This window comes from Methylobacterium sp. Leaf87 (genome assembly GCF_001422775.1).
Classification (GTDB): Bacteria; Pseudomonadota; Alphaproteobacteria; order Rhizobiales; family Beijerinckiaceae; genus Methylobacterium.
The window spans coordinates 290,034-310,007 of record NZ_LMMI01000001.1; the positions used below are offsets into that span (position 1 = coordinate 290,034).

The 19,974-nt window shown below is 69.1% G+C and carries 10 protein-coding genes and 1 pseudogene; 5 read left to right on the plus strand and 6 right to left on the minus strand.

Features of this window, described 5'->3' with window-relative positions; all coding sequences use genetic code 11:
* Nucleotides 1-118: 118 nt before the first annotated feature.
* Together ASF22_RS01350 and infA are read left to right on the plus strand one after the other, a co-directional pair.
* Entirely contained in the window at nucleotides 119-1,249 is a 1,131-nt protein-coding gene (locus ASF22_RS01350; RefSeq protein WP_056260759.1) for a branched-chain amino acid ABC transporter substrate-binding protein, read from the plus strand.
* A 259-nt stretch (nucleotides 1,250-1,508) separates the two neighbouring features.
* Complete coding sequence (gene infA / locus ASF22_RS01355) at nucleotides 1,509-1,781, plus strand: translation initiation factor IF-1 (protein ID WP_055947419.1); 273 nt, start codon at nucleotides 1,509-1,511, stop codon at nucleotides 1,779-1,781.
* Nucleotides 1,782-1,882: 101 nt separating this feature from the next.
* Here infA and parC read toward each other — a convergent pair whose 3' ends face one another.
* Together parC and recO are read right to left on the minus strand one after the other, a co-directional pair.
* On the minus strand, nucleotides 1,883-4,132 hold the full coding sequence (gene parC / locus ASF22_RS01360; RefSeq protein ID WP_056260761.1) for a DNA topoisomerase IV subunit A: 2,250 nt from the start codon (nucleotides 4,130-4,132) through the stop codon (nucleotides 1,883-1,885).
* 53 nt (nucleotides 4,133-4,185) lie between these two features.
* Nucleotides 4,186-4,926 (minus strand): DNA repair protein RecO, encoded by a 741-nt coding sequence (gene recO / locus ASF22_RS01365; protein ID WP_056260937.1) that lies wholly within the window; start codon nucleotides 4,924-4,926, stop codon nucleotides 4,186-4,188.
* A gap of 129 nt (nucleotides 4,927-5,055) precedes the next feature.
* Here recO and ASF22_RS01370 point away from each other — a divergent pair, with 129 nt between their 5' ends.
* Entirely contained in the window at nucleotides 5,056-5,445 is a 390-nt protein-coding gene (locus ASF22_RS01370) for a hypothetical protein (protein WP_244474175.1), read from the plus strand.
* Nucleotides 5,446-5,500: 55 nt separating this feature from the next.
* Complete coding sequence (locus ASF22_RS01375) at nucleotides 5,501-6,253, plus strand: gamma-glutamylcyclotransferase (RefSeq protein WP_056260765.1); 753 nt, start codon at nucleotides 5,501-5,503, stop codon at nucleotides 6,251-6,253.
* Here the strand turns inward: ASF22_RS01375 and dnaE are convergent.
* Nucleotides 6,235-9,744, minus strand: a complete 3,510-nt coding sequence (gene dnaE, locus ASF22_RS01380) for a DNA polymerase III subunit alpha (RefSeq protein ID WP_056260766.1) — start codon at nucleotides 9,742-9,744, stop codon at nucleotides 6,235-6,237. The two genes, ASF22_RS01375 and dnaE, sit on opposite strands and share 19 nt — an antisense overlap.
* A gap of 574 nt (nucleotides 9,745-10,318) precedes the next feature.
* Between dnaE and ASF22_RS01385 the strand changes: the two genes are divergently transcribed.
* Nucleotides 10,319-11,566, plus strand: coding sequence for a nucleotide disphospho-sugar-binding domain-containing protein (locus tag ASF22_RS01385; RefSeq protein WP_056260769.1), 1,248 nt, complete (start codon nucleotides 10,319-10,321; stop codon nucleotides 11,564-11,566).
* A gap of 107 nt (nucleotides 11,567-11,673) precedes the next feature.
* Here the strand turns inward: ASF22_RS01385 and ASF22_RS01390 are convergent.
* The 3 genes and pseudogenes from ASF22_RS01390 to ASF22_RS01400 all read right to left on the minus strand — a co-directional run.
* Nucleotides 11,674-13,137: pseudogene (locus ASF22_RS01390) on the minus strand (efflux transporter outer membrane subunit); the annotation flags it as partial.
* A gap of 209 nt (nucleotides 13,138-13,346) precedes the next feature.
* The gene (locus ASF22_RS01395) at nucleotides 13,347-16,685 is read right to left on the minus strand and encodes an efflux RND transporter permease subunit (RefSeq protein WP_056260772.1); all 3,339 of its coding nucleotides are present in this window, start codon (nucleotides 16,683-16,685) and stop codon (nucleotides 13,347-13,349) included.
* Nucleotides 16,682-19,807 (minus strand): MdtB/MuxB family multidrug efflux RND transporter permease subunit, encoded by a 3,126-nt coding sequence (locus tag ASF22_RS01400; protein ID WP_056260774.1) that lies wholly within the window; start codon nucleotides 19,805-19,807, stop codon nucleotides 16,682-16,684. The genes ASF22_RS01395 and ASF22_RS01400 overlap by 4 nt, the downstream gene beginning before the upstream one ends.
* Nucleotides 19,808-19,974 lie beyond the last annotated feature (167 nt).

Here is a 19,974-nt window from a genome sequence, read left to right on the forward strand (position 1 = left end):
ATGCGGCCGACGGGACCCGAGCGCCAGGACCCGAGCGCCAGGACGTAACCTTGCGCACGCTTTGCGCCGGCCTATCCTGGCGCCATCTTTCCGGGTTCGGGGTGCGAGGACAGGCCCAATGAGACGTTTTGCGGTGGCTCTCGCGCTCTTCGCCAGCGCCGCCCAGGCTCAGCCCGGTCCCCTCGTCATCGGGCTCTCGGCCCCCCTCACCGGACAGGACGCCGCGTTCGGGCAGGGGATGCGCGCCGGTGCCGAACAGGCGGTCGCCGAGATCAATCGCACGGGCGGCGTCCATGGACAGCGCCTCGTCCTGGTGGTGGCGGACGATGCCGGCGACGGCAAACAGGGGCTCGCAGTGGCACGCCGGTTCGCCGCGGAGCGGATCGGCTTCATCGTCGGCCCCCTCAACGCCGCCGTGGCCGGCGCGACGATTCCGGTCTACGCGGAATCCGGCATCGTCGCGGTCACGACAGGGGTCGCCTGGGCGCCCCTGACGGCCGGCGGCCATTGGAACGTGTTTCGCACCGGCGCCAACGAAGCCGGGCAGAGCGCGCTCGCGGGGGCCTACCTCGCCAGGCAGTTCGCCGGACGCCGCATCGGCCTCGTGCACGACAAGACCACCTTCGGACGCGGCCTCGTCGATGGCGTGGCGCGGACCCTGAAGGCGGCGGCCCAGGGCGAGGCCGCTTTCGAGGCCCTGTCGCGGGGCGACAAGGATCTGTCCGCCCTCGCCGGCCGCCTGAAACGGGCACGGGTGGACGTCGTTTATTTCGGCGGCCTCGCGACGGAGGCCATCGTGCTCCTGCGGGCCATGCGCGAGGCGGGTCTCGACGCGCCCCTCGTCGGCAGCGACGGGCTTCTGGACAAGGAACTGTCCCAGGTCGCCGCGGCCGACGGCACGGTGATGACCGTGGCGCCGGTTACGCGCCTGCCCGAGGTCAAGCCGTCCCCGACGAAGCCGCGCATGCCGGAGGCCGAGATCCTCGCCGCACAGGTCTTCGCCGCACAAGGTTACGCCGCCGTGGAGGTGCTGCGGGGCGGGATGCTGGGCGCGCGATCGACGGACGCCCGGGCGGTGGCCGCCTTCCTTCGTGGCGGCACGGCCGTGAAGACGGTGCTCGGCCCCCTCGCCTACGACGCACGCGGCGACCTCAAGGCCGATCCGCGCCGACCGGCCTACGTCCTGCAGGTCTGGCGCCGCACGCCGGACGGGCGGATCGATTACGCGGGCAATACGATCGACCCTTGAGATCGACGGTCCCGGCGGCCGGCGCGATCGCGTGTTCGATCGGAAGGGCGATGGCTGATTTCCATGCTTCCCTGTCGATGGGATTCGCCATCGGGCCGGAAAAGCTTGCTTCGCGCCGATCCCAACATTATGTCGGGGCAACGCTCGCCGGTGTTGCGCATCCGATGGGATCGGACCCGCCGCCCGCCGCGTTTTGCCGAACGGCTTCGTTTTATATTCCGGGTCGCCCCGTTCTGGCTGTCCCGCTTGGAGAGTGTGGATGGCGAAAGAAGAATTGATGCAGTTCGACGGTCTCGTGATCGAGATCCTGCCGGACGCACGCTACCGCGTGCAGCTCGACCAGGGGCACGAGATCGTGGCCTACACGGCCGGCAAGATGAAGAAGAACCGCATCAAGACTCTGGCGGGCGATCGCGTCACCGTCGAAATGTCGCCCTACGACCTCGAGAAGGGCCGCCTCGTGTTCCGCCACAAGGACGAGCGTTCCGCCGGTCCGCGTCCGCCAATGCGCGGCCAGTTCCGTCGCCGCTGACGTTTCGAGCGCCAGACGCCGCTTCGGCCCGTATCGATCAACGACAATGCCCGCTTCGGCGGGCATTGTCGTTCTGGCGGGTCACTCGACGAACCAGCGGCCTATTTGCCGAACCGCTCGAACTTCGGGAAGCTCCGGGTCATGAGCGTCCCGGCGTCGGAGCGGTGGCCCATCCATTTCTCCAGGATGCTCGCCTGGGCGAGGCGCGCCTCGCCCCCGGTCTCGCGCCACGGCAGGCCCTCGGCGAGGGTGAAGACGCAGGCATCCGTCAGGGTTGTCTGGCGGCAGCGTTGCAGACGCACGCCCTTGCCGCGCACCAGTTCGGGCATCTCCGCGAGGGGGAAGACCAGGAGCAGACGGTCGGCGCTGCAGACGGCGACGTGGTCGCCGGTCGCCGGCACCAGCAGGATCGCGGTGGCCGGCGCATCGAGGCCCATGATGCCCTTGCCCTTGCGGGTGTTGGCCACCAGAGCGTCGGCCGGCGCCACGAAGCCGCGCCCGTCGGAGGCCGCCACCAGCAGCTTGGCGCCCGGCTGATACGGCAGGGCCGCGACGATCTCGGTGCCGTCGTCGAAATCCACCATGAGGCGGATCGGGTCGCCGAAGCCGCGGCCACCGGGGAGCTTGGCCGCCTCCAGGGTGAACACCTTGCCGTTGGAGGCCAGCACGAGGAGCTTGGCCGTGGTCTCGCTCGGGAACGCGATCTTCAGGCTGTCGTCGCCCTTGAAGGCGACGCCTGAGAGGTCCGCCACGTGCCCCTTCAGCGCCCGGATCCAGCCCTTGGCCGAGACGATGACGGTGATGGGCTCGCGCTCGACCATGGCCGAGGTGAAGTCGATGCCGGCGGTGTCAGGTGGGTTCTCGAGGGTGGTGCGCCGGGCACCGATCTTGGTCTCGGGTCCGAAGGTCTTCTTCACCGCGCGGATCTGCTTGGTGATGTCGGCCCATTGCAGCTTGTCGGAGCCGAGGAGTTCCTCGATCCCGAGCTTCTCCGTCGTCAGGGTGTCGAGTTCGCGCTTGAGTTCCATCTCCTCGAGCTTGCGCAGGGAGCGCAGGCGGGTGTCGAGGATGGCGTTGGCCTGGATCTCCGTCAGTTCGAACCGCTTCATCAGGGCGGCCTTCGGCTCGTCCTCCTCGCGGATGATGCGGATGACCTCGTCGAGGTCGAGGTAGACGATGAGCAGGCCGCCGAGGATCTCGAGGCGCCGGTCGATCTGGGCGAGGCGGTGGCGCGAGCGGCGCTGCAACACGACCCGGCGATGGTCGAGCCACTCCCGCAGGGCTTCGGCCAGACCGATGACCCGGGGGACGAGGCCGCCGACCAGCACGTTCATGTTGAGGGAGATGCGGGCCTCCAACTCGGTGAGTCGGAACAGCGACTCCATCAGGATGACGGGATCGACGTTGCGGGCGCGCGGCTCCAGCACGATGCGGACATCCTCCGCCGATTCGTCGCGCACGTCGGCGAGCAGCGGGAGCTTGCGCTCCTGCAGCAGCTCCGCGAGCTTCTCGATGAGGCGCGCCTTCTGCACCCCGTAGGGAATCTCAGTGACCACGATGGTCCAGGTGCCCCGCCCGAGATCCTCCTTGGCCCAGCGGGCGCGCACGCGAAATCCGCCGCGCCCGGTGCGGTAGGCCTCGGTGATGGATTCGGCGCTGTCGATGAGGATGCCCCCGGTTGGGAAGTCCGGCCCCTTCACGAAGGTGAGGAGCTGGGCCGAGGTCGCCTCCGGGCGGGTGATGAGATAGAGCGCCGCGTCGCAGAGTTCGGCGGCGTTGTGCGGCGGGATCGAGGTCGCCATGCCGACGGCGATGCCCTGGGAGCCGTTGGCGAGCAGGTTCGGAAAGGCCGCCGGGAGTACCACCGGCTCCTCTTCCTGCCCGTCGTAGTTCGGGCGGAAATCGACGGAATCGTCGTCGAGCCCCTCCATGAGGAGGCGCGCGACCTCCGTCATCCGGGCTTCGGTGTAGCGCTGGGCGGCGGCGTTATCGCCGTCGATGTTGCCGAAATTGCCCTGGCCGTCGACCAGCGGATAGCGCTGGGCGAAGTCCTGGGCCATGCGCACCAGGGCGTCGTAGGCCGCCGTGTCGCCGTGCGGATGGTACTTGCCGATGACGTCGCCGACGATGCGGGCGCATTTCTTGAACGCCGAGGTCGGGTCGAGCTTCAGCAGCCGCATGGCGAACAGGATGCGCCGGTGGACGGGCTTCAGCCCGTCGCGGGCATCGGGCAGCGCCCGGTGCATGATGGTCGAGAGCGCATAGGCGAGGTAGCGGTCCTCCAGGGCGGATTTCAGCTCGACGCTCTCGATGCCGTCGGAGCCCGACGGCGGCTCGAAGGGCTGGCCCATCACGATCTCCAGGGGCGACGCGGCCCCATATCAGAACAAATCAAGAACATGACTTAGGCGCTTCCCGTCCCCAAGGCAACGAAGCGCGCCCGGGCATCCGGGGGCGGCAGCGCGCGCGGTCCCCAGATGTGCTGATCGAGGAAGTACCCCGTCAAGGTAAACCCCGCCGTAACGTCGGCGCCCTCGGGGGTCATCGGCAGTGGATCGCCCGGCGCCCGCTCCCGCAGGAAGTCCGGCAGGGCGAGCAAGCGGTCGCGATAGGGCTCGCCCGCCGACGCGCTCACCGCCCGGCCCGAGCGGGGCGAGACGTAGATGAGGGCGTCGTTGCCCCCCGTCGCGGCGCAGGCGGACAGATCGAGACCGAAGCCGAGATCCGCCAGGATCGCGAGTTCGAACCGCACCATCAGGGGCGGGGCGATGTCGGGATCGTGGAGGTGATCGATGAGGATGCGGGCGGCCGCGTAGAGTTGCGGGTGCGGGTCGCGCTCGGGCAGCAGGCGCAGGAGACCGGCGAGGTGCGCGATGCCGTGAAGGGCGAGCCCCGATCCCATGAGCCGCGCGGCCACGGATTCGATGGGCTCGACGGCGTAGGCGCCAAGGCTGTCGTCGAGGCGCGCGCGCCACGTGGCCTGGACCCGGTTGCCGGGCTGGAGCACGGGCTGCATCCGGCGCGAGCGGCCGCCATGGACGAGGCCGAGATGGCGTCCGTGCGCGGCGGTCATGAGTTCGAGCACCACGCTCGTCTCGCCCTGACGGCGCAGGCCGAGCACGAGGCCGTCGTCGGTCCATTGCATGCCTCTCCATAGGCCGATGCCGGCGGGAAGGAAAAGCATGGTGGGACATTCGATTGTAGCGCCCAAAAACTTCCCGTTTTGCGAGAACCGTCCTACGCTTCCGCCTAAGCACGGACGGACAGGATGGTGATGGGAATTCTCGCGCGGTTCTTGGTCCTCGGCTGCGCCTGCGGCCTCTCGGCCTGCATCGCCCGTCCTCCCGCAGCGGCGGCTGACGCGACGCTCCGCACCCGCATCGCCGCCCTCGCCCTGGCGCAGGTGGATTTCGGCTCCGTCTCGGTGATCCCCATACGGTTCGAGCACAGCCGCATCTCAGGTCCGTTCGAGGATGGCGGGCGCACCCTCTACTGCGTCTCGACGCGGATGAAGGGGCGGACGTTCGGCAAGGGCGAGCGGGCGAAGGCCGTGATCCGGGACACGGGCGGCGTGCTCGGCGTGGTGTCCGACGATGAGGAGATCTGCAACGGGCACCGTACGGAGCCGTTTCCGGAACTCGAGACCCTCGGCAATCCCGCCTGATCCATCGGGATCGGCCTGGGCTTGCTCCCGCGGTGAGGGGATGAGACCCTGGGGCATGCCAAAACGCCCGTTGAGCCTCAGCCTCGACCTCATCACCCGCGCCCATCCCGATCCCGTCCGCGACGACCCGGGCGCCCTCACCCTCCTCACCGACGACGAACTCGAACCCGGCCTCGCCCAGGCGCTCACCCGGCGACCGTCCGGCGCGAAGGGCCTGTGGGTGTTCGGTTACGGCTCCCTGATCTGGCAGCCGGAATTCACCTTCACCGAGCGGCGCACCGGAACGGTGCGGGGCTATCACCGTCGGTTCTGCCTCCTGCAGCGGCGGTTCCGCGGGAGCACGGAGCGGCCGGGCCTCGTCCTGGCCCTCGATCGCGGCGGCCTGTGCCGCGGCGTCGCGTTCCGGCTCGCGGGGGACGATCCGCACGTCACCCTGCTGCCGGTCTGGCGCCGGGAGATGCGCGGCAACGGCTACGCCTCCCGTTGGGTGGTGGTGGAGACCGCCGACGGCCCGGTCACCGCCCTGACCTTCGTCGTCAACCGCGCCAGCGACCGCTACACCGGCCGCCTGACGGAGCCCGAGATCGCCGACCGCATCGCCACGGGGGCCGGGCATCTCGGGCCGAGTGCCGAGTACCTGTTCCGCACCGCCGAGGCCTGCGCGCGGGAGGGGATCCTGGACGAGCACCTGTGGACCCTGCAGGCGTTGGTGGCCGAACGGTTGGATGCCATGGCGCGGGCCGACGGGGCGCCCCAAGCGCTGAGCAGGCCGGCGGCAAGCCCGTCGCCTCAGTTCACCTCCACCTGAACCACCCCCGGCACGGCCCGGAGCGCGCCCGCGATCTGAGGCGTCGCCTGATACTTACCCTGCAGCTTCACCTCGACCTCGCGGTCGCCGTTGTCGAGGAGGAGGATCAGCGAGACCTCGCCCTCGCCCCGCACCTGCAGGCGCTGCTGGACGGGCGCGATGGAGCGCTCGTCGCGGAGATAGATGCGCATGCCCTTCTGGTGGCGGGCCACCGCCACGTCGAGGGGTTCGGCGGTGACGATGCGGGCGCGCACGTCCTCGCCTTCGAGATTGGCCTGGATCTGCAGCACCAGGGGACGTCCGGGCTCCAGGATCTCGCGATACTGGCCGAGGCCTTCGGAGAAGATGATCGCCTCGAAATGCCCGGTCTGGTCGGACAGGATGACGATGCCGAGCTTGTTGCCGGTCTTGGTCCGGCGCTCGGACCGGTCGAGGACGGAGGCGGCGACCCGGCCGACGCTGGTGGTGCCAGCCCGCACCGCCTTGCAGAACTCGGCCCAGGTCTGCACCCGGAGCTTGCCCAGCAGATCGCCGTACTCGTCGAGGGGGTGGCCCGAGAGGAAGAAGCCGATGGCGTCGTATTCCTTCTTGAGCTTGTCGGCCATCGGCCAGCCCTCGTAGGCCGGGATGCGCAGGGTCACGTCGGCCGCGGTGACGCCGCCGAACATGTCGGCGATGCCGGTGCTCTCGGCCTCGGCGGCCCCTTGGGCGAGCTTCATCATCGGCTCGATGGCCGCGCAGGCCCGCGCCCGGTCCGGCTCGATGGTGTCCATGGCCCCGGCCGCCACGAGGTTCTCCAGGGTGCGCTTGTTGATCATGCGCGGGTTGAGGCGGCGCGCCAGGCACGCGAGGTCCCGGAAGGGCGTCTTCCCCCGGGTCTCCACGATGGATTCGACGGCGCCGCGGCCCACGCCCTTGATGGCCGACAGGGCGTAGACGATGCGGCCGTCCTTGACCTCGAAGTTGACCCCCGACGTGTTGATGGAGGGCGGCTCGACGACGATCTTGAGGCGCTGGGCGTCCTGGCGGAACTCGGCGAGCTTGTCGGTCACGTCGATGTCGAGCTGCATGGCGGCGGCCAGGAACTCGACGGGGTGGTTCGCCTTCAGGTAGGCGGTCTGATAGGTCAGCAGGGCGTAGGCAGCGGCGTGTGATTTGTTGAAGCCGTAATCGGCGAACTTCGCCAGCAGGTCGAAGATCTCGTCGGCCTTGGCCTTGGTGAGCTCGCGCTCGATGCAGCCCTTCACGAAGCGGTCGCGCTGGGCGTCCATCTCGGCCTTGATCTTCTTGCCCATGGCGCGGCGCAGCATGTCGGCCTCGCCGAGCGAGTACCCGGCCAGCACCTTGGCCACCTCCATCACCTGTTCCTGGTAGACGATGATGCCGAAGGTCTCGCGCAGGATCGGCTCCAGCTTCGCGTGCGGATACCAGCTCGCCTCGTTGCCGGTGTCGCGCCCGAGCTTGCGCTCGCAATAGACCGGGATGTTGGCCATGGGGCCGGGTCGGTAGAGGGCCACGAGGGCGATGATGTCCTCGAACCGGTCGGCCTGCATCTCGACGAGCGCCTTGCGCATGCCGGCGGATTCCACCTGGAACACGCCCACCGTCTCGCCGCGCTTCATCGGCAGGTAGGTCGCTTCGTTGTCCAGGGGCAGCGAGGCGAGATCGACGATGATGCCGCGCTTGGCCAGCAGGTCGGTGCAGTAGCGCAGCAGGGTCAGGGTCTTCAGACCCAAGAAGTCGAACTTCACCAGGCCGGCGGCCTCGACCCACTTCATGTTGAACTGGGTCACCCGCATGCCGGTCTTCGGATCGCGGTAGAGGGGGACGAGCTGTTCGAGGGGCCGGTCGCCGATGACCACGCCGGCGGCGTGGGTCGAGGCGTGGCGGTGCAGGCCCTCCAGCTTCTTGGCGATCTCCATGAGGCGGGCCACGATGGGCTCCTCCTCCATGGCCGCCTGGAGCTTGGGCTCGCCCTCGATGGCCTGGGTCAGGGTCACGGGGTTGGCCGGGTTCTGCGGCACCAGCTTCGTGAGCTTGTCCACCTGCCCGTAGGGCATCTCCAGGACGCGGCCGACGTCGCGCAGCACGCCGCGCGCCTGCAGGGTACCGAAGGTGATGATCTGCGCGACCTGCTCGTGGCCGTAGCGATCCTGCACGTACTGGATCACCCGCTCGCGGCCGTCGACGCAGAAGTCGATGTCGAAATCCGGCATCGAGACGCGCTCGGGGTTGAGGAAGCGCTCGAACAGCAGGCCGAAGCGAAGCGGGTCGAGGTCGGTGATGAGGAGCGACCACGCCACCAGGGATCCGGCACCCGAGCCACGGCCCGGGCCGACCGGAATGTCGTGGTCCTTGGCCCACTTGATGAAGTCCGACACGATGAGGAAGTAGCCGGGAAACTTCATGCCGACGATGACGTCGAGCTCGAAGGCGAGGCGGTCGCGATAGACCTGCTCGCTCATGCCCGGCGCCGTGCCGTGCCGGGCGAGGCGCAGGTCGAGGCCGGCGATGGCCTGCGCGCGCAGCTCCTCCGGCTCGGATCTCACCACCTCCGCCCCGGCTGCACCGGGGGCCTCACCGGCGACGGCGTCGGCGGTGACACGGGCGAAGTTCGGCAGGATGGGCTTGCGCGTGCGCACGCGGTAGGCGCAGCGCATGGCGATCTCGACCGTGGCGTTCAGGGCGTCCGGCAGATCGACAAACAGCTCGGCCATCTGCGCGCGCGTGGTGAAAGCGTGCCGCGGGGTGAGCTTGCGCCGGCGCTCGTCGGAGACGAGGCGTCCGTCCGCGATGGCGAGCAGCGCGTCGTGGGCGTCGTAATCGCCGGTACGCGCGAAGAACGGTTCGTTGGTGGCCACGATGGACAGGCCGTTGGCATCGGCGAGCCGGAGCAGCTCGCGCTCGATGGCCCGTTCGTCGGACAGGCCGTGGCGCAGGATCTCGACGTAGAGGTTGCTCTCGCCGAAGGCCGCCTTGAGCTTGGCGAGACGCGCGGCGGCGAGCTCGGCCCGGCCCTGGCGCAACGCCCCGTCGAGGGGTCCGGTGGTCCCGCCCGTGAGGGCGATGAGCCCGCCGGCGCATTCGGCCAGCCCGGCGGCGCTCACCCGGGGGGCATCGCCGAGGGCGCCGTCGAAGTAGGCGCGGCTCGCCAGCCGCAGGAGGTTCGCGTAACCGGCCTCGTCCTGGGCCAGGACCACCACGTTGGCGCAGCCGGCCTGCCCCTGAACCACCCGCGCCATGGGATCGGGCGTCTCGAAGGCCACCGTCACCTGCAGGCCGGCGATGGGCTGAATCCCCGATCCGGAGGCCTTCTCGGAGAATTCCAGGGCCCCGAACAGGTTGTTGGTGTCGGTGAGCGCCAGGGCCGGCTGCCGGTCGGCCGCCGCCGCCTTGACGATGTCCCCGACCTTCAGCGCCCCTTCGAGGAGCGAGAACGACGAGTGGACGTGGAGGTGGACGAAGCCGGGATCTTTGAGGATGCGCGCCATGCTCCCAACAGCCCGACTCGTGGTGAACGATCCATCAAGAATGCGCGGAGCGGATCGTTTGGCTGTGGAAGGCCGCCATCCGTGATGCGTCGGCAACGCTATCGCAACGGCGCCAATGCGACAGCCCAAGCGGCGACCGAAACCGCAAGGAGACCGAAGGCCATGAATTCGACCGCGCCGGTGAGGATCATCCGCTTGAGCATGGGAAGCGCCTTTCGTTGAGCTCTCCCATTTTGTTCCTGTTTTGTTCTATGTAAAGCGAAAAGGCCGTCTCGCGGTCGGCAGAGTCAACGAAATGTGAAGCCCGGGCCGGCTGCATGATTTCACGACAGATTCGCATGCCGCTGCATGGACGATCCTGCCAACATGACGCGGACAGCAGGCAAAACCGCATGTTCTACTGAAGATCCATCGCATCGTCCCTGCTGCGACAACGCTTCGACTCCGTAAGATTCCGCACATCGTTGCAGGACGGCCAGTCACCGCCAAGGCCCGAATCACAACCGCAGGATGGCGAACACGAACCCTGTACCTATGTGAGCGGGACACCCGGACTCGGCATCACAGACCGAACATGCAAATCAAGTTGGTGGCCGTCGGCTCACACGGCGACGTCCTTCCCTTCATCGGCCTCGGGGCCGAACTGGTGCGACGCGGGCACGCCGCGGTTCTGGCGGCGCCCGCCCCCTTCGCGCAGCTGGCGGCCCGCGCTCACCTGCCGTTCCACGCTCTCGGCACGCGCGCCGATTACGAGCGGACCGTCGCGGTGCCGGACTTGTGGCATCCGAGGCGGGGGGCCTTCGTCCTGTTCGACCAGCTCGCCCCGACGACGGAGCAGACCTACGACTGGCTGGCCCGTACCAGCGCACCAGGCGAGACCCTCGTGGTCGCCTCGACCCTCGGCCTGGGCGCCCGCGTGGCGCAGGACAAGCTCGGCCTGCCCGTCGTGACCGTGCATGTCATGCCCCTGCTGGTGGAGAGCCGGCACGCCGCGCCGGTTCTGCCGGGCATCCCCCTCGCCCACCTGCTGCCGTCCCGCCTACGGCACTGGCTCGGCCGGGGCGCCGACCGCTACGTGATCGGCCCGGCCGCCCTGCCCCAACTCAACGCCCTGCGCGAGCGCCTCGATCTCGCGCCCGTGCGCCGCCTGCGGCACTGGTGGAACAGCCCGACGCGGATCCTCCTGATGTTTCCGGAGTGGTTCACCGCCCCCCAGGCGGATTGGCCGGCCCAGGCCGCGCAGGTCGGCTTTCCCCTGGTCGATCGTCTCGGCGATACCCCTTCCCTGAGCCCGGAGCTGAGCGAGTTCCTCGCGGCAGGGCCACCACCCCTGGTGTTCACCTACGGGTCGGCGATGCGTCACGGCCAAGCCTTCTTCCGGACGGCCTGCGCCCTGTGTCGGACCATGGGCCGCCGTGGCGTGATGCTGGCGCCGGAGTCCGGTCAGATGCCCACGGATCTGCCGGAGGGCGTCATCCATGTCCCCTACGCGCCCTTGAGCGTGCTGCTTCCGCGCGCCGCCGCCCTGATCCACCACGGCGGCATCGGCACCGTCGCCCAGGCCCTGGCCGCCGGCATCCCGCAGCTCGTGGTCCCGGTGGCGTTCGACCATTTCGACGAAGGCCAGCGCCTCCAGCGCCTCGGCGTCGGCGCCATGCTCGGCCGGCGTTGGTTCACCCCAGGCCGGGCCGCCCAAGCCCTCAACCGTCTTCTGGCCTCCGAGACCGTGGCGCAGGCCTGCGCCGAGACGCGCATGCGCATGACCCGGGAGGACGGCGTATCGGCCGCCTGCGACGAGATCGAGCGCCTGATCGCCCGCTGAGTCATACCAGTTCCGGTCGATCGCTTCGCGATGCGGATCTGGGCTTCGCTCAGGCGCCGCGCGGGCTGCCTGAGACTGTCTCCGTAAGGATCATCCGGAAAACAGTCTCACTCGTCCGTTCGCAAGGCCTGTCCGGAATCGATGGGCAGGCGGGTGCCCTTGAGTTCGTCGCCGGTGGGCAGGCTGCGCACGTCCCAGCCGCCGCCGAGTGCCCGGATGAGGGCCACGGCGGTGGTGAAGCGGTTGAGGCGGATCTGCAGGGCGTTGATCTCGTTGTTCAGGGCGATGGACTGGGCCGTCACCACCGTGGTGTAGTTCTGCGTGCCCGCCCGGTACTCGTTGAGGGTGATCTCGACACCGCGCCGGGCCGAGGCCACGGCCTCGTCCTGCGCCGCCTGCTGGCGGGCGAGGATGCGCACGCCCGAGAGCCCGTTCTCGACCTCCCCGAAGGCGGTGAGCACGGTCTGGCGGTAATTCGCCACCGCCGCGTCGTAGGCCGCGCGGGTGATGCGGAGCGCCGCCGCGCGGGCGCCGCCGTCGTAGAACACCTCCGTGCCGGCCGCAGCGACCGACCAGACCTGGTTGGCGGCCGAGAACACGCCGTTCGACGTCAGGCCCGAGACCCCGCCCGAGGCCGAGAGGGTGAGCGTGGGGTAGAACGCCGCCACGGCGACGCCGATGAGCTCGCTCTGGGCCTGCACGGTCCGCTCGGCCTGGGCGACATCGGGGCGGCGCTCCAGCAGGGCCGACGGAATGCCCACCGGCACGGCGGGCGGGCGCACGGCGAGCGGCGCGACGGGCAGGGACAGTTCGGCGGGCGGGCGCCCGACGAGGGTCGCCAGGGCGTGCTCGAAGATCGCCCGCTGCAGGCCGATGGCGATGGCCTGGGCCTGCGTCGTCTGCAACAGGGTCTGGGCGGTGATCACGTCGGACCGCGCGGCCACACCCGCCGCGTATTGGTTCTCGGTGATGGCGAGACTCTTCTTGAAGCCCGCGATGTTCTCGTCAAACACCCGCTGGAGCGAGTCCTGATATCTGAGGCTCAAATAGTTGTTCGCGACCTCGGACTGGATGGTGAGGCGCACCAGGGCCAGATCCGCCGCGCTCGCCTGGGCGGTGGCGACCTCGCTCTCGAGGTTGCGCCGGATGCGGCCGAACAGGTCGAGCTCCCAGCTCGCCTGCCCCTGGAGCGAGACGGTGGTGCGCTCCGAGCCCCCGACCCGCGAGCGGGTGATGTTCGGCGCGCCGATCACCGTGGGAAACAGGGCGGCGCGGGCCTGGGCGACGAAACCGCGCGCCTGCTCGTAGGCGGCGACCTGGGCGCGCAGGGATTGGTTGTCGACGTCGACGAGGCGGATCAGCCGGTCGAGGGCCGGATCCCGAAAAACCCGCCACCAGTCGCCGCGCTGGGCCCCGTCGTTGGGGGCGGCCGGGCGCCACCCCTTGCGGCTCGCGACATAGGCCGCACTGTCCTCGCGGGCCCCGCCCTCCTTGAAGGCAAGCGGCGTCTCGACGGAGGGACGGGAATAGTCGGGGCCGACCATGCAGCCGGAGACCGATGCCGCGAGGGCGACGAGGGCGACGAGATGCGACGGGCTCCCTCTCCTGGAAGGAGAGGGTTGGGGTGAGGTGTGGGACCTATTCGGAGAGTCCACACACCTCACCCTGTCCCTCTCCTTACAGGAGAGGGGACCCGCGCCACCTTCGGAATGCATCGGCCCGCTGTCGCATCGGAACGTGACGTCACTGCGCGCGCGACGATCCACCAAACTACCCACGCTCATTCGGCGGCGCCAGGAACCGCGCCAGGAACCGCGCCGGGAACCGCGTCGAGCGCAGGCCCGCGCCGGCGCAGGCGGTCGAGGTAGAGGTAGACGACGGGGGTGGTGTAGAGGGTCAGGATCTGGCTCACGATAAGGCCGCCGACGATGGCGATGCCGAGGGGGCGGCGCAGCTCCGAGCCCTCCCCACCCGCGAGGATGAGGGGGAGCGCGCCGAGCATGGCGGCCAGGGTTGTCATCATGATCGGGCGGAAGCGCAAGAGGCAGGCCTCGAAGATCGCGTCCCGGGGTTTCAGGCCGCGCGTCCGCTCCGCGTCGAGGGCGAAGTCGATCATCATGATGGCGTTCTTCTTCACGATGCCGATGAGCAGGAACACCGCGATGAGGGCGATGACCGTGAATTCGGTGCCCGAGACCAGGAGCGCCAGCAGGGCGCCGATGCCGGCCGACGGCAGGGTCGACAGGATGGTGAGCGGGTGGATGAAGCTCTCGTAGAGGATTCCCAGGATGGTGTAGACGGCGACCAGGGCGGCGAGGATCAGCAGGGGCTGGCGCGACGAGGATTCCTGGAAGCTCTTGGCGCCGCCGGCGAACTCGCCGTGGATGGTGGCGGGCAGGCGCAGGTCCGTCATGGTCTGCTCGATGATCCGGGTCGCGTCCGACAGGCTTTTTCCGGGGGCCAGGTTGAACGAGATCGTGGTGGCGACGAACAGGCCCTGGTGGCTCACCTGCACGGGGGCGTTGCCGGTCTCGATATGGGCGAAGGCCGAGAGCGGGATCATCGTCTCCTTGGCGGAGGAGACCGGGGCGCTCGACGAGGCGCCGCCCTTGCCGCCCGCGATGGCGTTGGCGGCGGCGTTGCGGGCCGAATCCCCCGCGAGGGCGGCGGCCGGGTCCGTCACGGCGGCGGTGCCGCTCGGGCCGGCATTGCCGGCCGGATTGGTGTTCACCGTTCCGCCCGTCGCCACGGTGCCGGCCACCGCATTGGTGGTGGCCGAGCCGCGCGCCTTGCCGCCGGACGTCGAGACGAACAGCGTCTTCAGGGTGTCGGGACTCTGGAGGTAGCGCGGGGCGATCTCCATGACGACGTGGTACTGGTTCAGCGGGTTGTAGATCGTCGAGACTTGGCGCTGGCCGAAGGCGTCGTAGAGGGTGTTGTCGATCTTGTCCGGCGTCAGGCCGTAGCGGAACGCGGTGGCCCGGTCGATGACGAGGCGGGTCTCGAGGCCGCCCTCCTGTTGGTCCGAGGACACGTCGACGAAGGTCGGGTCCTTCTGCAGGGCCTGGAGCAGCTTCGGGGCGGCGGCGTAGAGCTCCTCCGCCGTGTCGCCCTGGAGGGTGTACTGGTAGGTGGCGAAGCTCTGGCGCCCGCCCATGCGCAGGTCCTGGCGTGGGAACAGGTAGAGCCGTGCCCCCGCCACCTGCGAGAGCTTGGGCCGCAGGCGGGTCATCACCTTCTCGATGGGGTCGCGCTCGGCCTTGGGCTTCAGGCCGACGAAGACGTTGGCCGAGTTGGTGGCGCGCCCGCCGGTGAAGCCGACGACGCTGTCCACCGCCGGGTCGGCCTGCACGATGGCGGTCGCCTGTTCGAGCTTCTGCTTCATCGCCTGGAACGAGATGCGCTGGTCGGCCTGGATGCCGCCCATCATCTGGCCCGTGTCCTGTTCGGGAAAGAAGCCCTTCGGCACGATGACGTAGAGGTAGACGTTGAGGCCCACGGTGGCGACGAGGCTGAGCACCACGAGGCGGCGGTGGCGCAGGGCGATGCGCAAGGTGCGCTCGTAGGCGGCGAGCATGCCGTCGAACCCGGCCTCCAGGCCGCGCAGGAAGACATTCGGCCGGCGCGCCGGGTCGTGCGCCTCGGGCTTGAGGAGCAGCGCGCACATCATCGGCGTAGTGGTCAGCGACAGCACCAGCGAGATGAGGATCGCCAGCGACAGGGTGACGGCGAATTCCTGGAACAGGCGCCCGACGATGCCGCCCATGAGCAGGATCGGCAGGAACACCGCCACCAGGGACAGGCTCATGGAGATGACGGTGAAGCCGACCTCGCGGGCGCCCAAGAGGGAAGCCTCCACCCGCGCCTTGCCCTGCTCGATGTGGCGCTGGATGTTCTCCAGCACCACGATGGCGTCGTCGACGACGAAGCCCGTGGCGATGATGAGCGCCATGAGCGAGAGGATGTTGAGGCTGTAATCCAGCAGGTACATGGCCGAGAAGGTGCCGACGATGGAGATCGGCACGGCGACCGCCGGGATCAACGTCGCGCGACCCGAGCGCAGGAAGACGAAGACCACGAAGATCACCAGCACCACGGCGATGAGCAGGGTCTCCTCGGTCTCGGCGAGCGACGCCCGGATGGTGGCGCTGCGGTCGCCCGTCACCATGAGGTCGATGTCGCCGGGCAGCGCCGCCTGGACCTGGGGAATCGCCTTCTTCAGGCCGTTGATGGTGTCGACGACGTTGGAGCCGGGCTGCTTGTAGATGAACAGGATCACGCCCGGCTTGCCGTTGACGAGGCCGAGGTTGCGCTTGTCCTCCACGGAATCCACGACCTTGCCGACATCGGTCAGGCGCACGGCGGCGCCGTTGCGGTAGGCCACGACGATGTCGCGGTAATCGGCCGCCACCCGGCCCTGGTCGTTGGCGTAGAGCTGGTAGCGCCGGGTGTCGGTCTCGATGGCGCCCTTGGGCGAATTGGCGTTGGCCGAGGCCAGCGCCGCGCGGATGCCCTCGAGGCCGATGCCGTAGTTGAACAGGGCGGTGGGATCGAGCTCGACCCGCACCGCCGGCAGCGACGCGCCGCCGATGTCGACGTTGCCGACCCCGGGCAGCTGGGACATCTTCTGCTGCACCACCGTGGCGGCGGAATCGTAGAGCTGGCCCGGCGACAGGGTGTTCGAGGTCAGCGCCAGGATCAGGATCGGCGAATCGGCCGGGTTGAATTTGCGGTAGGTCGGGTTCTGGCGCAGCGCCGTCGGCAGGTCGGCCCGGGCCGCGTTGATGGCCGCCTGGACATCGCGGGCGGCCCCGTCGATGTTCCGGTTGAGGCCGAACAGCAGGATGATCCTGACCGAGCCGACGGAACTCGTGGACGTCATCTCGTTGACGTCCGCGATGGCGCCGAGGCGCCGTTCGAGGGGCGCGGCCACGGTGGTCGCCATGGTCTCGGGGCTGGCCCCCGGCATCGACGCCTGGACGAGGATCACGGGGAAATCCACCTGCGGCAGGGGCGCCACCGGCAGCTTCAGGAACGCGAACATCCCGGCGAGCAGCACGCCGAGGGTGAGCAGGATCGTGGCGACGGGCCGGCGGATGAACGGGGCGGAGACGTTCACGGCAGCGCCTCGACGGGGCCGGCGCCGCCTTCGCGGCGGCCGGTGAGGCGGCGTTCCAGGCGGTCGAACGCGAGGTAGATCACCGGCGTGGTGAACAGGGTCAGGACCTGGGAGACGATGAGGCCGCCCGCGATGACGATGCCGAGGGGCTGGCGCAGTTCGGCGCCCACCCCCGTGCCGACGATGAGCGGTACCGCCGCGAACAGGGCAGCCAGGGTCGTCATCAGGATCGGCCGGAAGCGCAGGAGGCAGGCCTCGTAGATGGCGTCGCGGGGGCTCATCCCGTCCTCGCGCTCGGCCTGGAGCGCGAAGTCGATCATCATGATGGCGTTCTTCTTCACGATGCCGATGAGGAGCACGATGCCGATGACCGCGATGATGTCGAGCGACAGCCCGAACAGCATCAACCCCAGGAGCGCCCCGATGCCGGCGGAGGGCAGCGTCGACAGAATCGTGATCGGGTGGATGAAGCTCTCGTAGAGCACGCCGAGCACGATGTAGACGGTGACGATGGCGGCGATCACCAGGAACAGCTGGTTCGACAGGGCCGACTGGAACGCGAAGACCGAGCCCTGCGGCACCACGCGAAAACTCGGCGGCAGGTCGATGGCCTTGCCCGCCGCCTCCACCGCCGCCACGGCGTCGCCCAAAGCCGCGCCGGGCGCGAGATTGAACGACACGGTGGTGGCCGGGAACTGGCCGAGATGGGAGATGAGCAGCGGCGCCCGCCGCTCGCTCACCCGGGCGACCGCCGAGAGCGGGACCTGCCCCGAGGCCACCGTGGAGGACGGCAGGAAGATGTGGTCCAGGCTCTCGATGGTCCTGTGCAGGGCCGGGTCGGCTTCGAGGATCACCCGGTACTGGTTCGACTGGGTGAAGATCGTCGAGATGATGCGCTGGCCGAAGGCGTCGTAGAGGGCGTTGTCGACGGTGGCCGGGGTGATGCCGTAGCGCCCCGCCGTCGCCCGGTCGATGGTGATGTAGGCGGCGAGACCGCTGGCCTGGAGGTCGCTCGCGACATCCATGAGCAGGGGCGACGTCTGGAGCTGGCGCACGAAGCGCGGCACCCAGGTCTCGAACTCCGTGAGGTTCGGGTTCTCGAGGATCACCTGATACTGCGTCGCGCTCACCGCCGTGTCGATGGTGAGGTCCTGCACCGATTGCAGGTAGAGCCGGATGCCGGCGACCCCCGTGGTCGCGGCCTTGATCCGTTCGATGACCTGGCTCGCCGTGGATGTCCGCGCGGCGTGGGCCTTGAGGTTGATGAGGAACCGGCCCGAATTCAGGGTGACGTTCTGACCGTCGACGCCGATGAACGACGACAGGCTGGCCACGTCCGGGTCCTGCAGGATGAGGGCGGCCAGCTTCTGCTGGCGCTCGGCCATGGCGGCGTACGAGACGGTCTGGTCGGCCTGGGTGATGCCCTGGACGACGCCCGTGTCCTGCACGGGGAAGAACCCCTTGGGGATCACCACGAACAGGTAGGCGGTGAGCGCCACCGTCGCGAGGGTCACCACCAGGGTCAGGCCCTGATGGCGCAGGACCACGCGCAGCATCCGGCCGTAGCCGGCGATGATGCCGTCCATGGACCGGCGGGCCGCGCGGGCGACGAACCCCTCGCGGCGCTCGGCGTGCCCGGCCGGCACGGGCTTCAGGAGGCGCGCGCACAGCATCGGCACAAGGGTGAGCGAGACCACGGCCGAGATCACGATGGTGGCCGCGAGCGTGATGGCGAATTCGTGGAACAGGCGCCCGACGACGTCGCCCATGAACAGCAGTGGGATGAGGACCGCGATGAGCGAGACGGTGAGCGAGATGATGGTGAAGCCGATCTCGCGGCTGCCCTTCAGCGCCGCCTCCAGGGGCGAATCCCCCTCCTCGACGTGGCGGGCGATGTTCTCGATGACCACGATGGCGTCGTCGACCACGAAGCCCGTCGCGATGGTGAGCGCCATCAGCGACAGGTTGTCGAGGGAGAACCCGTACAGGTCCATGATGGCGAGCGACCCGATCAGCGACAGCGGCACCGACAGGCTCGGGATCAGGGTGGCGGAGACGCTGCGCAGGAACAGGAAGATCACCAGCACCACGAGGCCGATGGCGAGCGCCAGTTCCACCTGCACGTCGTGGACGGAAGCGCGGATCGTCACCGTGCGGTCGGTGAGCACGCCGACGGAGATCGCCGCCGGCAGGGTCGCCCGGAGCTGGGGCAGGAGCTTCTGGATCTTGTCGACGGTGCTGATGACGTTGGCGCCGGGCTGGCGCTGGATGTTGAGGATGACGGCCGGGGTCTCGTCGGCCCAGGCGCCGAGCTTGGTGTTCTCGGGGCCCGAGACCACGTCGGCCACGTCCGAGAGCCGCACCGGGGCGCCGTTCTTGTAGGCGATGATGGCGCTGTCGTAGGCCTTCGGGTCGCGGATCTGGTCGTTGGCGTTGATGGCGTAGGACTGCGTCGGCCCGTCGATGGTGCCCTTCGGTGTGTTGACGTTGAGGTTGGTGATGGTGGTGCGCAGGTCGTCGATGTTGAGGCCGTATGCGGCCAAGGCGCGTGCGTTGAACCGCACCCGGATCGCCGGGCGCTGGCCGCCGCCGGTGCTCACGAGGCCGACGCCCGCCACCTGGGAGATCTTCTGGGCGAGGCGCGTCTCGGCCAGATCGCGCACCTCCGTGAGCGGCATGGTCTTCGAGGTCAGCGCGAGCGTCAGGATCGGCGCGTCGGCGGGGTTCACCTTGGCGTAGATCGGCGGGGCCGGGAGATCCGCCGGCAGCAGGTTGCCGGCGGCGTTGATGGCGGCCTGGACCTGCTGCTCGGCGATGTCGAGGGGCAGGTCCAGGCTGAACTGCAGGGTGACGACGGAAGCGCCCGCCGAACTCTGCGACGTCATCTGGTTGAGGTTGGCGAGCTGGCCGAACTGCCGCTCCAGCGGCGCGGTGACCGCCGAGGTCATCACCTCGGGGCTGGCGCCGGGATAGAACGTCTGGATCTGGATCGTCGGGTAATCCACCGACGGCAGGGCCGAGACCGGCAGGTTCAGGTACGACACCATCCCGACCATCAGGATCGCCAGCATGAACAGCGTGGTGGCGACGGGCCGCAGTATGAACAGGCGGGACGGGTTCATGGGGCGAGCCCCACGCCGTCGAGGGAGCCGCCGACGGAACTCCCTCTCCTGGAAGGAGAGGGCTGGGGTGAGGTGTGTGACTTATCCGGAGCGTTCGCACATCGCACTCTGTCCCTCTCCTTCCAGGAGAGGGACAGAGTGCTGGCGGCGAACGCCGGAGTTAACGG

Bases quoted from the DNA above. Each gene is read 5' to 3' on its own strand.
- ASF22_RS01350 (WP_056260759.1), top strand. From the start codon at position 119: ATGAGACGTTTTGCGGTGGCTCTCGCGCTCTTCGCCAGCGCCGCCCAG.
- infA (WP_055947419.1), top strand. From the start codon at position 1,509: ATGGCGAAAGAAGAATTGATGCAGTTCGACGGTCTCGTGATCGAGATC.
- parC (WP_056260761.1), bottom strand. From the start codon at position 4,132: ATGGGCCAGCCCTTCGAGCCGCCGTCGGGCTCCGACGGCATCGAGAGC.
- recO (WP_056260937.1), bottom strand. From the start codon at position 4,926: ATGCAATGGACCGACGACGGCCTCGTGCTCGGCCTGCGCCGTCAGGGC.
- ASF22_RS01370 (WP_244474175.1), top strand. From the start codon at position 5,056: ATGGGAATTCTCGCGCGGTTCTTGGTCCTCGGCTGCGCCTGCGGCCTC.
- ASF22_RS01375 (WP_056260765.1), top strand. From the start codon at position 5,501: ATGCCAAAACGCCCGTTGAGCCTCAGCCTCGACCTCATCACCCGCGCC.
- dnaE (WP_056260766.1), bottom strand. From the start codon at position 9,744: ATGGCGCGCATCCTCAAAGATCCCGGCTTCGTCCACCTCCACGTCCAC.
- ASF22_RS01385 (WP_056260769.1), top strand. From the start codon at position 10,319: ATGCAAATCAAGTTGGTGGCCGTCGGCTCACACGGCGACGTCCTTCCC.
- ASF22_RS01400 (WP_056260774.1), bottom strand. From the start codon at position 19,807: ATGAACCCGTCCCGCCTGTTCATACTGCGGCCCGTCGCCACCACGCTG.